The organism is Thermoleptolyngbya sp. M55_K2018_002 (assembly GCF_015295965.1).
GTDB lineage: Bacteria > Cyanobacteriota > Cyanobacteriia > Elainellales > Elainellaceae > Thermoleptolyngbya > Thermoleptolyngbya sichuanensis.
This window is the reverse complement of sequence record NZ_DVEA01000032.1, coordinates 1-12510: the sequence shown is the minus strand read 5'-3', so window position 1 is coordinate 12510 and position 12510 is coordinate 1. Positions and strand designations below refer to the sequence as shown.

The 12510-nt window shown below is 55.8% G+C and carries 9 protein-coding genes; 4 read left to right on the top strand and 5 right to left on the bottom strand.

What is annotated here, in order from left to right:
• Nucleotides 1-89 precede the first annotated feature (89 nt).
• The gene (locus tag IGS51_RS01495; RefSeq protein ID WP_297075118.1) at nt 90-2285 is read right to left on the bottom strand and encodes a phosphoketolase; all 2196 of its coding nucleotides are present in this window, start codon (nt 2283-2285) and stop codon (nt 90-92) included.
• Between the two features lie 250 nt (nt 2286-2535).
• On the opposite strand from IGS51_RS01495, the gene IGS51_RS01490 reads away from it, so the two are divergent.
• The 3 genes from IGS51_RS01490 to IGS51_RS01480 all read left to right on the top strand — a co-directional run bounded on the left by IGS51_RS01490 (nt 2536) and on the right by IGS51_RS01480 (nt 4548).
• Complete coding sequence (locus IGS51_RS01490) at nt 2536-2754, top strand: hypothetical protein (protein WP_297075115.1); 219 nt, start codon at nt 2536-2538, stop codon at nt 2752-2754.
• Nucleotides 2755-2852: 98 nt separating this feature from the next.
• On the top strand, nt 2853-3512 hold the full coding sequence (locus tag IGS51_RS01485; protein ID WP_297075113.1) for a Uma2 family endonuclease: 660 nt from the start codon (nt 2853-2855) through the stop codon (nt 3510-3512).
• 295 nt (nt 3513-3807) lie between these two features.
• The gene (locus tag IGS51_RS01480; RefSeq protein WP_297075111.1) at nt 3808-4548 is read left to right on the top strand and encodes an SIMPL domain-containing protein; all 741 of its coding nucleotides are present in this window, start codon (nt 3808-3810) and stop codon (nt 4546-4548) included.
• A gap of 528 nt (nt 4549-5076) precedes the next feature.
• Here the strand turns inward: IGS51_RS01480 and IGS51_RS01475 are convergent.
• From IGS51_RS01475 to IGS51_RS01460, 4 genes are all read right to left on the bottom strand, one after another.
• Nucleotides 5077-5760 carry a hypothetical protein gene (locus IGS51_RS01475; protein WP_297075109.1) on the bottom strand — a complete coding sequence of 228 codons (684 nt, stop codon included), beginning with the start codon at nt 5758-5760 and terminating at the stop codon, nt 5077-5079.
• Nucleotides 5761-6003: 243 nt separating this feature from the next.
• The gene (locus IGS51_RS01470) at nt 6004-6795 is read right to left on the bottom strand and encodes a YoaK family protein (RefSeq protein WP_172355709.1); all 792 of its coding nucleotides are present in this window, start codon (nt 6793-6795) and stop codon (nt 6004-6006) included.
• Between the two features lie 439 nt (nt 6796-7234).
• Nucleotides 7235-9853, bottom strand: coding sequence for a PAS domain S-box protein (locus IGS51_RS01465; protein ID WP_297075105.1), 2619 nt, complete (start codon nt 9851-9853; stop codon nt 7235-7237).
• 634 nt (nt 9854-10487) lie between these two features.
• Nucleotides 10488-11042 carry a CDP-alcohol phosphatidyltransferase family protein gene (locus IGS51_RS01460; RefSeq protein WP_297075103.1) on the bottom strand — a complete coding sequence of 185 codons (555 nt, stop codon included), beginning with the start codon at nt 11040-11042 and terminating at the stop codon, nt 10488-10490.
• A gap of 196 nt (nt 11043-11238) precedes the next feature.
• Here IGS51_RS01460 and IGS51_RS01455 point away from each other — a divergent pair.
• A partial coding sequence (locus IGS51_RS01455; RefSeq protein WP_297075101.1) for a S8 family serine peptidase occupies nt 11239-12510 on the top strand: 1272 nt, incomplete at its 3' end.

Below are 12510 nucleotides of genomic sequence, written 5' to 3'. Positions count from 1 at the left end.
GTCCCCCTTTTTAAGGGGGATTTAGGGGGATCTTGCACGCTTTGCCACAAACAGTGGGACTTTTCAAACATCCTATTAGGCTAGCGCGATTAGGCTAGCGCGATCGCCCGTGCAGCCAGAGCTTCAGCCGTAATGCCGTTGAGCGCCATCAGTTCTCCAGCGCTGGCAGTGGTTTCGCCGCGCTTCCAGGCAAACACATCGCGCTTGCTGGTTGAGCGCAGCATCACTGGCTCCAGCATGGCACTGGCTCCACCCGTCACGCCGATCAGCGCATCGCCGCCAAACAGGTGTTCAAATCCAGCATCGTCCAGGAAATGACCATCTGGCTCGGAGCAGATGTCCCATAGGGTATCGCTGGGGCGGTAGAGGCGACGGGGACTGATGACCGACACGATCCGCACCCCCAAGCCTTGGGCTTCTAAAAGCTTTGCTGCGTCGAATACGGGCAAAAGGATCATGTCGCCTACCACCGCAAACACGACAGTCTTGCTGCCGCTGCTGGAATGAAGGGCGATCGCCCCCTGTTCCAATGCCTGCCGCGTCTGGTCAAACGTCGTGCGAATCGGCAGCGGCGACTTGCTGGCGGTAATCACCACACCTTTGTTGTTCTGCGACAGCGCCCATTCGTAGCAAGCCTGCACGCTGTTAGCATCGGGTGGAAACAGCGGAAATACATTCCCATTCCGCATCATGGCGGCAAAGTAGGCCTCAATTTCTGGGCGCTGGTGCGTCCAGCCGTTGCGCCCCTGCTCTAGCGCCCCTGCCGTAAACAGCGTAATGGTCGCAGGCGTTTTGCGGCGTAGCTCGGCCATCGCCTGCGTTACCGTCTGCCAGATCGGCAACCCGTTAATGGCAAACGATTCATAGGAACACCACAGCGTCCGCCCGCCGAACAGCGACAGCCCAACTGCCAGACCCGCACAAGCATCCTCGCTTAGCGGCTCATAGACCTGACCCGTGGGAGCCTGGTTATAGAGCGGGTCTTCGGTGGGGTGAATGATCTTTAGCGCCTGGTTGATGTTGGCGATGCCCGATGCCTCGTTGCCGTCGGCATTGGTGACCAGAAACGTGCGATCGCTCGTTCCCACATGCCCCACCAGCTTGCCCATTGCCGTAGTCGAAACCTTGGGGTCGCCCCCTACCGGAAATTCCTCTAGCGGCAGCGGCCCCAGATCCGGCAGGGGACGCTCAAACTCGGTGACCACTGTTTTCGATGCCGGGCCGCCCCCCGCCCGCTCGCAGTTCGTCCGCACGATTGCCCAAGCTTCAGGGGAGAGCGATCGCGTCTTCAGCGCATCCATGATGTGGGGCGCATCTAGCGTGTCTTTGGGGTATAGATTGTGGGACTTTGCGCCGCGGGCATGAACTCCTGCGCCCTTGAGCTGCTTGATGATAAACGCGGTCAGCTTGCCGCTGAGGGCAGAGCGGGCTGCTTCGTCCACACCCACCAGCACGCTCTGGGTAAAGGCGAGACGCTGCTTCAAGGAGAAAGCCGTGCTATCGACATAATCTCCCGGCTGATCCTGATCATCGAAGTCCTTCGCATCCACCAGCACCACTTCGTCAAAGCCATGCCCATGCCAGTAGGCCAGCATTTGCTCGTTGGTTTTCAGCGACACCATGCTGTGGTGTTCTTGCGAAAAGCCATTCCACACCAGCACAGGCAAAAAGTTGGTAGAACCGGGGAAGGCTGTGTGGAAGTGCATAAACGAACTCATGATGTAGGGTTCGCCTAGCCCGCCGTCGCCAATGGTAAAGGGAAATAGCGTGTCGGGATACAGCAACGCCCCGGCCATTGCAAAGTGCTGCCCCTGGCCCAGGGGCCCCGCCGGAGCCAGCAGACCGGGAATAAAGCCAGACAGGTGGCCCAACAGTCCGTGCCGCTCCCGGAAGCGATCGCGCATTTGCTGCACCGTGGTAATGCCCATATCCTCCAGAGAGCGATCGAGGAACATGGCGCTATAGAATCCTGGCGCGTGGTGTCCCACCTCCGTCACGATGTTTTTGTAGCCCAGCATCACCAGTGCGGCATACGCTTCGGCCTGGCTGGCAAAGCCGCCGGGGTGTCCAGATCCTTTGCTGCCGCAGATTTGCACCGTCAGGTAGCGCAGCGCGTCAGCATAAAGCAGGGTTTGGAAGACAGCGGCGGGGTCTGTTGGCGTGGCGATCGCCCTTGCCCCTTCAGCGATGGCAGGTGTAGCCCCGTAGGTCTCGAATCCCGGCAGCGTTTCACCAAAATACTGAATCCCTTCACAAAATCCCGGAGCCATCTGGGTCGCCGTCATGCCACATCCCCCCGCTGAGATAAACGCTAGAAACCGCAAAACACAATACATCATCGTATCTCAGGTGGGGAGCCAGATTGGTATTTAGGTTTCAATGATTGCCATTAGGAGTATTGGATTGAGTATTGGCTCAGGATTTACGCACTTGCGATAAGCTCCGGCGGTCGCCCGTCTGGGCAGAGTTGCCCTTTCCAACTCCGTTTCTGAGTATGGTGGAAGCAGCAAGCAAGCGCTCGGAGGCTAAAACGACGTGGAGACGTTAATCACAGCGGCGATCGCCGTTCTCATTTTGATGCTGGTGTTTTCCTTGATTACCAAGGCAATCCGGCTTGCCATCAATGTGGCGATTATCCTGGTGCTGCTGTTTGTGCTAATGCGAATCACTGGAGTCAGCCTGGGCGAAGCCATGCAGCCCGTGTTCGCCATCTGGGACTGGCTGCGGCAGATGTTTCAAAATGCTCAGCGATAATTCACGATAATGCTTGATAATTACCAATCCAGGGCGATCGCCCCCAAAAATCGAAAATCCAAAATCCAAAATCTAAAATCCAAAATCGCAACTCCGTCATGCAACTCCTCGACGACCTGGCAACCCATTGGCAAATCGAAGATCCGGAAGAACAGCGGCTCATCTCCAACGTCTCCTGGGCGCAATATGAAACGCTGCTGGCAGAACGGGGCGACAGCCTCGCCTACCGGGTGAACTACTTGGATGGAGTCTTAGAAATTGTGGCACCGAGCCGTCGGCATGAGTCTGGAAAAACCCGCATTGGCACGCTGCTGGAAATCTATTTCCTGGAAGCAGAAATTGAATATTTCCCCACAGGGTCTACCACCTTTCGCCAGGCACAGCAGCAGGTTGGGCTAGAGCCAGACGAGAGCTATTGCATTGGCAGCGAAAAGGAGATTCCAGATTTGGCGATCGAAGTCATCGTCACCAGCAGCGGGATGAACCGACTAGAACGGTTTCGGCGGCTGGGTATTTCAGAAGTCTGGTTTTGGCAGGGCGATCGCTTTTCGATCTACCATCTCCGCGAACAGATTCCTGAATCATTTTTGCAAACGGCTGGCTATGAGCTAGTTCAGCACAGTGAATTGCTGCCTGAACTGGATGTGGAATTCCTGAGTGAATGCGTTCGCAATCCCAATCCACTGGCAGCCGCGAAGGCATTTCGTCAGAGCGTGCGTCAGCAAATGGGACTGAACGAGGGCGATCGCCCATCTTAATATTATGCTCCTATATTCTGTTCCTCCATCTCTGCCCAAAGGCGAAGCGCCAAAATCGCAGTAGTCCGACTCACCAATCGACTCTGGTGGCTTCGATTTCTGTCAGCAGGCGTGGCGATCCTGCTTCCGCCTCGATCAGGTCAGTCGGCTAGGTTTCAAAAGATGGGGTATCAAAAAGTGTAACTGAACGTACCGTATCTCCTGAGCAGTGCCAAAGTAGGAGCATCCTTAAATTCATTCCTATGAGGAGATGATAGCAATGAAACCCGCGATGCCTTCTATGATAAAAGCGGCGATGAAACCGAACAGACTGACGCGCACCGCCTTTGGGCTGAGTTCGGCGGTGCTGTTGGCGGTGGGCGGGCTGAGCCTGATGCCGATAAACCCCGATCCAGTGATGGCGAACGAAGTGATGACGCGCGTGTTGACGGTAACGGGAACAGGGAACGAGTTTATCCCCACCACGCTCAGCCAGGTCAACCTGGGGGTGGAAGTGCGGGGGGCAACCGCAGAAGCGGCCCAGCAGGACGCGGCGCGTCGGTCAAATGCAGTGGTGCAATTGCTGCGATCGCGCCAGGTTGATAAGCTGCAAACCACAGGCATCAACCTCACCCCGGTCTACAACTACAACAACAACGAGCAGCGGCTCGTGGGCTACACAGCCACGAACACCGTCAGCTTCCGTGTGCCGACCGATCAGGCCGGCGGGCTGCTAGATGAAGCCGTAAAAGCGGGGGCCAGCCGCATCGATAGCGTGAGCTTTGTGGCCTCAGATGAGGCGATCGCCCAGGCCCAGCAGGTCGCTCTGCGCGAAGCCGTGCAGCAGGCCCAGTCCCAGGCGGATACTGTCCTGGCAGCGTTAGGTCTGCGCCGTCAGGAAATTGTCGGTGTGCAGATCAACCACGCCTCTGCACCCCCGCCGATGCCGATTCTACGCCAGTCTATGGCAATGGATTCTGCCGCTGCTGCGCCTACGCCTGTGATTGGTGGAGAACAGGAAGTGCAAACAACCGTCACGCTCCAGATCCGCTATTAGGTATCTGTTAGTTATGCATCTGCTGGTTATGCATTAGGTAAAGTACCTGTCTCAGGTCAGTCCACTCATTGAGAATGGCACTCGGTACAGATCTGACAACCTTGGTTTTGACAACCCTGGTATTGTCGATCTACCGAGTGCTGTTTCGTCTCAGAAAATGGGAATTGGGAGCGCTACACTCATGCGGGGTGAGTGTACGAGCGTGGTGAATAGAGCGCAGTGAATGTAGGAGCGCAGCAAATTCATCACGTTGCCTCAAAACGTAACTAAAGCAAAGGACTGTATGGTGGGAAATCCCAATCCATACAGCCCTGATGAAGTTTGAGGTAAACAAAGATGAAGTTTGAGGTAAACAAATTGGGCGCATCCCAGTTCTGCAAATTCGCCCTCATCCCCCAACCCCTTCTCCCAAAAAGGGAGAAGGGGAGTCGGATTGAAAGTCCCTCTCCCGTTTTGGGAGAGGGATTTAGGGTGAGGGTTAAAAAAGTGGGATACACCCAACAAATTAGATCAAAAACCAGAGAAAAATTACTCGGAAACCGCCTCGATCTTCTGCTTGATCTTCTCAGTAATCGTCTCTAGAGAAGGCGCAAACTCTTCTTTCTTCTTCAAACCAATCTTGATTTTTTCAGCAATTTCGTCAGCCGTTGGCGCGACACCATCTTTACCAGGAGTGATCCCTTTTGCCTTCACTTTCTCGGCGATTTCTTCGGCAGTCGGGGCAAACATCTCCTTCTTCTTCAAACCGAACTTGATCTTTTCAGTGATCTCTTCAATAGATGGTTTGAATAGCCCCTTCTTTCGCATGAAAAACTCGGTGCGCTGTTCGGGGGTCAGGGTGGCGAAGAAGTCGCTCTTGGGGAGGCCCTTGATCAGGCTGGCAAGCTCAGACTTTTGCTCTGGTGTCAGGGTCAGTGACTTGAAGGCCTTGCGGAGGCTGTCGCCGCCTGCAATTTCTGCGGCAAACTGATCAATCTGGTCGGGGCGCAAAACAGCAGCAAGCTGGGGGAGAACTTCCTCATTGAGCTGTTGCAACAGCTCTTTTTGAGACTCGGTCAAATCCAAATCGCTGGTTTGCGTTAGACCCGGAAACGCTTTTAATAAATCAGAAATCGAAAACTGGGAAATCGGAAAGGCATGGGCAGCGCTTCCCAATAAAAGGTTCAACCCCATGATTAGGGAAACTACTAAAGACAGAAACGCACGTCTCATCGGATATGTCCTTCTTGTTTGAGAGAATCAGGCTGATTCAGTTCTTTGATGTCAATCAACTTTAAGTCAATTAGCTTTAAGTCGTTGAGCTTTAAGTTAAATCAGCTTTAATCAACATTGTGCTAGTAACGGAAAACCCTCTTCTTCACCCATCAGCATTACACCAGTGTATGAAGCTGTGTGTATCCGTAAATGCGAGAAAGCAATCAAGTAGGGTTCAGGTTTAGATGGTGCAGGTTCAGATTATGCAGGGGAAGAGGCTTGGGCATGTTCCCTAAAGGCGGCGATCGCCATCACAGAAATGATAATCAGCGGAATGATTAAACTCCACCAAGTTTCGGAAACCATGACAAAATAAACCGCCGACGCGCCACCCAGCGCAAACCCCAGGATGACAGGAAAAACGCGGCCCATCCGTTCAACCGCTTCGGCTACCTCCTGGCTAGCCTGGGGGTTTTTGTGCATCGTTAGCTTACCTACGATGTACTGCACGATATCGATGGTGATCTGTGTGGTGTTGCCCGTCATCACGGTAGTTGGAATGTAGCTCTTAAATACGCCTTTGGCTTCTTTCATCAGCGCGTTTTGAATCGCCATTGCCACCACACCGGCCATCGCGATGGGGAAAATTAGATCTTCCTGCACGTCTACAAGCAGAGAGGGGGAGAGGCTTGTCGCCACGACGAGAAACACCGCGAGGGCGATCGCCTCTAGAGTCAGCAGCACCGCAAACACCGGCCACTTCTTGCCCCGTGCAAACCGAGCGACCAGTGACGTGATGGCCACCGTGAGCATAAAGATGGGCAGCATCAGCAGCCGCGTCACCGTGCTGCCTTCGTCCGATGCCACAAAGGACGACCCTGCCAGCGCAATGTTGCCTGTGACATGGGCAGTGAAAATGCCAAACAGAATAATAAATGCTGAGGTATCCACAAACCCTGCCACCCAACTCAGCAGAAACCCTGCGGGCCCGTCGCTGAGTAAAAATGAACTTAATCGAAACGTTTCACCGTCTGCCCTCGAAGTCGCAACCATGAACGCCAGTGCTCCTAGTAACAGTGATTGCAGGGGTCTATTGCAGGTCTATTTCAGAGATTATTGAACAACAGAGAAGCGCAAGAGCTTTGCCCCCGCGCCCTGATAAATAACAGCGAAGCACGAACAATGGATCGCTGGATCGCCAACAGCAGAGATCAGCAACTCGTGTCCCTAAACCTAGTCAACCTTGGAAACCCCCTTGCGCGTAGCATATTATCCCCAAGGGAGAGGGTGTTTTGTGTTTTTTGATACAGTTTGGGGTGGCCGGGGTGGACGGGGTGTGAGGGGAGGGGGAAGAGGGAAGAAGGAAGAACGAAGAGGGAAGAACGAAGAGGGAAGAAGGAAGAACGAAGAGGGAAGAAGGAAGAACGAAGAGGGAAGAACGAAGAGGGAAGAGGGAAGAAGGAAGAACGAAGAGGGAAGAGGGAGGAATGGGTTAGGAGAGTTCTGCGATCGCCTGGGAGATTGGGATTTGAATCACAAACTCGGTGCCCTGTCCTGGTTCCGAGAAGCATTCCAGCGTGCCGCCGTGCTTTTCGGTGACGATTTGATAGCTGATGGACATGCCCATGCCTGTGCCTTTGCCGACGGACTTGGTGGTGAAAAATGGGTCAAAGATGCGCTGCCTAACGCTGGGCAACATTCCTGGGCCGTTGTCGATGATGTGAATGCTGACTTGATGATCGGGCAAGACCTGGGTTTTGATGCAAATGGTGCTGGGTTCAGCCTGCTGGTCGGCGATCGCCCGCTGCTGGTCGCGTTCTTCTAGCGCGTCAATGGCGTTCGACAGGATATTCATAAACACCTGGTTGAGTTGACCTGCATAGCACTCGACAGGTGGCAGCGAGCCGTATTCCTTGATCACCCGAATCTCTTCGCGGCCAGGGCGCGTCTTCAGGCGGTTGTGCAAGATCATCAGCGTGCTGTCGATGCCGTCGTGGATGTCTACGGGCTTGGACTCCGCTTCGTCTAGCCGGGAGAAAATGCGGAGCGATCGCACGATCTCGTGAATCCGCTCGGTTCCCACTCGCATTGAGGCAAGCAGTTTGGGCAAATCTTCGCGCAGAAACTCCAGATCAATTTCTTCGGCATACTGGGTAATTTTGGGCGTGGGTTCAAGATATTCCTGCTGATACAGATCCACTAGCTCCAGCAAATCCTGCACATAGTTGCGGGCATGGGCCAGGTTGCCGTGGATGAAGTTCACCGGGTTGTTGATTTCATGGGCAATGCCGGCCACCAGTTGCCCCAGGCTCGACATTTTTTCACTTTGCACCATCTGCGCCTGGGTGCGCTGAAGCTCTTGCAGCGCGTGTTGCAGCTCCTCGCTCTGGGCGCGGCTCTGGGCGTAGAGTTCGGCCTGGTCAATGGCGATCGCCAGTTGAGTGGCCACCGATTGCAGCAAATCGCGCTCTCGCTCAGTCCACGGGCGCACCTGCTGAAAGTGGTCGCCAATCAGACAGCCGATTCGCTGAGAATGCGTTCGCAGCGGCATCAGCACCACCGACTGCACCCCCGATTCCGTCAGCAGCGCTTGAAAAACCGGGTCGCTGCACTGGGCCGTGTCGTCTACCCAAACCATCTGCTGCTGGATCAACTGCTGCACCACGTTGTCGCCAACCAGCCGCAGGGGATACTCACCCAGCAGGCTGGGCGCATGGTCGTTTTTGGCTTCTTGCACAATCTCCCAGTGCGGCGTGTCGGCCTCGGGCAGCACCCAGCAAAAGCCGCAATAGTCGATTTCCAGCAGGTTCCGCACGGCCTGAATGGTGGTTTCAAGTACCGTGTCCAGGTTGAGAGAATTGCGGATCTGGTGGGCAAGCTGGTTCAGCAGGGTTTGGCGATCGGCGTAGTCCTGAATTGCCTCTTCTGCCCGCTTGCGATCGGTGATGTCGATGGCAATGCCGCCCACCACCTGCTGTCCCGACCCGTCCGACATGGGAAATTTGTAGACCAGCGAATCGCCAATCGTGCCATCCGGCAGCGGAATCGGCTCGATCGTGGCCAGCAGGCGGCGGTTGTGAATAACCGTTTGCACGTTATGCAAAAATTCTGCTGCGACCTCCTCCGGGTACAGATCAAACAGCGACTTGCCCACCACATCCGGTGTCGGCAGGGTGAACATTTTCAAATAGGTCTGGTTGATGTAGAGCATTTGCCCGTCGTAGCTGACCATCCAGGTGGCCGTCGGGCTGTGATCCATAAATGCCTGAAAGCGCTCCTCGCTGTGGCGGCGAGCCTCTTCTGCTTCCTTGCGCGGCGTGATGTCTTGCACCGTGCCCACCATGGTCAGGGGCTTGCCGTCTTCGCTCCACAGGACATCGCCCCGACCCGCCAGCCAGTGAATGGAGCCATCGGGCCAGATCACTCGATAGTCCGCAGCATAGGCGGTTGTGCCAGCGATCGCCGATTCGATTGCCCGTTCAATCCGCATCACGTCTTCTGGGTGAATCGCCTTCGCGCAGGTCGCCCAAGTGCCATCGAAGGTTTCATCCGTCAGTCCAAACAGATGCTTCGCTTCGTCGCTGAAGTGTTCCAGATGATCCGTTGCAATATTCCATTCCCAGATGCCCGTTTGCGCTGCCTTGAGCGCCAGCCGCATCCGCTGTTCACTTCGTTGCAATGCCTTCTCGACCTCCTGACGCTGAGCCTCTAGCTGGAGGCGATCGCCAATATCTCGCCACGTTGCATGCAGAATGGTGCGCCCCTGCCACTCGATCGCCGTCAGCAATACCTCCACCCACAAGTCTTCCCCATTCATGCGGTGGTGCATCCATTCAAATCGGTGACTGCCCTGTCGCAGGGCGATCGCCATCATCTCATTTGCCGTTTCAAACGAGGGTCGTCCGTCGGGCTGCACCATTGGTGAGAGCAGGGCAGGATGCAGCGATTGCACTTGCGCTTTGTCAGTGCAACCCAGCAGGGCGATCGCCGCTGGATTGCAGTCAATAAACACGTCACCATCGATCAGCAAAATGGCATCGGCAGAGCGCTCAAAAAGCTGGCAAAAGCAGTCTTCGGGTAGGGGCAAACCGAAACCAGCAGGCTCAACCATAGACTTTTAGAACTTGGAGGAGAAGGGGGTAATATCCATCATTAACAGCCACTGTATACACACATCTCGATTTTTTGCGTCAGGTTCTGAAAGATCCCCCTGAATCCCCCTTATCAAGGGGGACTTCCGAAAGATCCCCCTGAATCCCCCTTATCAAGGGGGACTTCCGATCTAGTTCTCCCTGCTGCGAGTCACTCCGGGTTCGATTCCCCCCTTGTTTAAGGGGGGTAGGGGGGATCAGTTCCCCCCCTTGTTTAAGGGGGGTTAGGGGGATCGAAGCATCGTAGCTCAAGCCTAGAAGACCTGTGTGTACACAGTAGGGTGGACGGCAGAAAGGTCAACAGCACATGAAGGGGCGGGCAGGGATGCAGCGTTGGAATGCAGAAGCCTTGGGCTGAACCCTTGGGCTGAACCCTGACATGGAAGGCGATCGCACCCTTACTCTATAACGCTTTACCCCAAATAGCACCTAGCCAGAGTGCCCTATTCCGCATTCTTGCTAACAAACAGAAGCCTTTAACCTGACCCATCGACAGCTAACCTGACCCAATCTACAGCCCTGAATTCGGAGATTCGGACATATTGGAACCAGGCCCCTGATTCCTTTATCTTCTCATCTCTCGCCTTCCAAAGCTTACCCCAACTGTTGCCGCAGCTTCAGCGCATGGGACAAGCTCAAGACATCGTGCTGCCAGGTGGGCAATATCAGGGTCATGGCGATTTCTTCGACCGTATGCACCAGCCCCACTGCCACTGCCAGCGCCAGCGGTGGCCCGCCTTGTCCAAAACCAAACAGTGCAATGCTGGCGACAAAGAGCGTGATTCCCCACAGCTTGGCAGAATAGGTATGGTAGCTAGCGGGCTTGCCGTATTTGGCCAGGTTCACCCCCCACCAGAGAAGCTGCGCTGCCACCACCGCCAGCAGCGGTCTACGAAACGCCGTGAGGATGTCTGGATGCACCCGCCACGCTGCCACCGCCAGACACAGATACAGCGTCACATCCGCCCAGCTATCTGCGGCCCGCACGGCCGCCGTACTCACGCCCAGCCGCTGTGCGATCACCCCATCGAAAATGTCCGATAGAAATGCGGCAATGTAGCCCGCTAAGAACCAGGGCGTGACCGAGCCATCGAAGGCATCCCAAAGCAGAAAAGGGGCGATCGCCAGACGGAAATAAACCAGAAGCATGGGGAGGTGGGTCATATCGGTTCAGCCTTGAGGACTGGAGAGTTTGGCATCTTTACTCATCTTTCCCATCACTCCATCCCGCCATCCCCCCATTCCGCCCTTCTTCGGGAATCGTTAAGAAGATCCGGAACCCTCCGAAATCCTTAAACTCGGCGGCGTAGACTTCAAGGTAGCTGTGACATGAGACATCAACCCTATGACGACATCCGGAAACAGCCCCTATTCCTCGTCAGGACAGCCCGAAACCACTGGCAGGTATCTCGTCCTGCTAGATACCGACAATATTGATGACGGACTCCGTGCGATGGACGATTCGGCGGGGATTCGCCATTTTGCCCATTCTGCGGACTTTCGCGACCATTCCCCCAGTGGTGAACAGCTTGCCAGCGAAGAGTCGCTTGTCTTTGACGAATTGGGAGTGGCAGTGGTGACAATGGAGCCAGGTCAGGCGCAAGCGCTGAATGCGGCGACCATGCGCGGTGGCTCGGTCATTGCAGTCGAACCGGAGCGGGTCGTGCGGGCGATCGAAGACCCCGATCCCGATGGCTATTTGCCCGCGCCACCCGGATTTGCAGAGACGGACATGATTACAATCCCTGTGGACTACCTCAAGGGCTATCGGGATGCGGTAAATCATCTGGTCGCTCGGCTACTGCCGAAAGAGCAAGAGGCGGAGTCGGTGCTGGGTCGCGGCGGGGCCGTTGCTGATGGCTCCATCACCTGGGGGCTGGACGTAACGAAAGCCAGCATCTCGCAATATAGCGGGCTGGGGCTAAAGGTTGCCGTGCTGGATACGGGCTTTGACCTGACCCATCCCGACTTTGTGGGGCGGGCAGTGTCTAGCAAGTCCTTTATCGAAGGAGAAGAGGTGCAGGACGGCAACGGTCACGGCACACACTGCATTGGCACGGCCTGCGGGTCGAAGCTGCCGGAGATTTTGCCGCGCTACGGCGTGGCCTATAATTCCGAAATCTATGCAGGCAAGGTGCTGAGCAATGAGGGCAGCGGCGCAGACGGCGGCATTTTGGCGGGCATCAACTGGGCGATCGCCAGCGGATGTCAGATCATCTCTATGTCGCTGGGGGCGATGGTGCTGCCCGGTCAGAACCATTCTGCGGTATACGAAAACGTGGGTCGGCGGGCCCTGCGGCGCGGCAGTTTGATCATTGCGGCGGCGGGTAACGACAGCTTCCGGCAGTTTGGCGTGATTGTGCCCGTCAGCCATCCGGCGAATTGCCCTTCGATCATGGCGATCGCCGCTCTGCGCCCCAACCTGAAGATGGCCTCCTTTTCCAACGGCGGCATCAACCGCAACGGCGGGCAGATTGACCTGGCGGCTCCTGGCGTAGACATATACTCTAGCTGGCCCATGCCCACCCGCTACAACACCATCAGCGGCACCAGCATGGCCACGCCCCACGTCGCCGGACTGGCCGCCCTCCACGCCGAAGCCACAGGCGCACGCGGC

Bases quoted from the DNA above. Each gene is read 5' to 3' on its own strand.
- IGS51_RS01495 (WP_297075118.1), bottom strand. From the start codon at position 2,285: ATGACGGCGACCCAGATGGCTCCGGGATTTTGTGAAGGGATTCAGTAT.
- IGS51_RS01485 (WP_297075113.1), top strand. From the start codon at position 2,853: ATGCAACTCCTCGACGACCTGGCAACCCATTGGCAAATCGAAGATCCG.
- IGS51_RS01480 (WP_297075111.1), top strand. From the start codon at position 3,808: ATGAAACCGAACAGACTGACGCGCACCGCCTTTGGGCTGAGTTCGGCG.
- IGS51_RS01475 (WP_297075109.1), bottom strand. From the start codon at position 5,760: ATGAGACGTGCGTTTCTGTCTTTAGTAGTTTCCCTAATCATGGGGTTG.
- IGS51_RS01470 (WP_172355709.1), bottom strand. From the start codon at position 6,795: ATGGTTGCGACTTCGAGGGCAGACGGTGAAACGTTTCGATTAAGTTCA.
- IGS51_RS01465 (WP_297075105.1), bottom strand. From the start codon at position 9,853: ATGGTTGAGCCTGCTGGTTTCGGTTTGCCCCTACCCGAAGACTGCTTT.
- IGS51_RS01460 (WP_297075103.1), bottom strand. From the start codon at position 11,042: ATGCTTCTGGTTTATTTCCGTCTGGCGATCGCCCCTTTTCTGCTTTGG.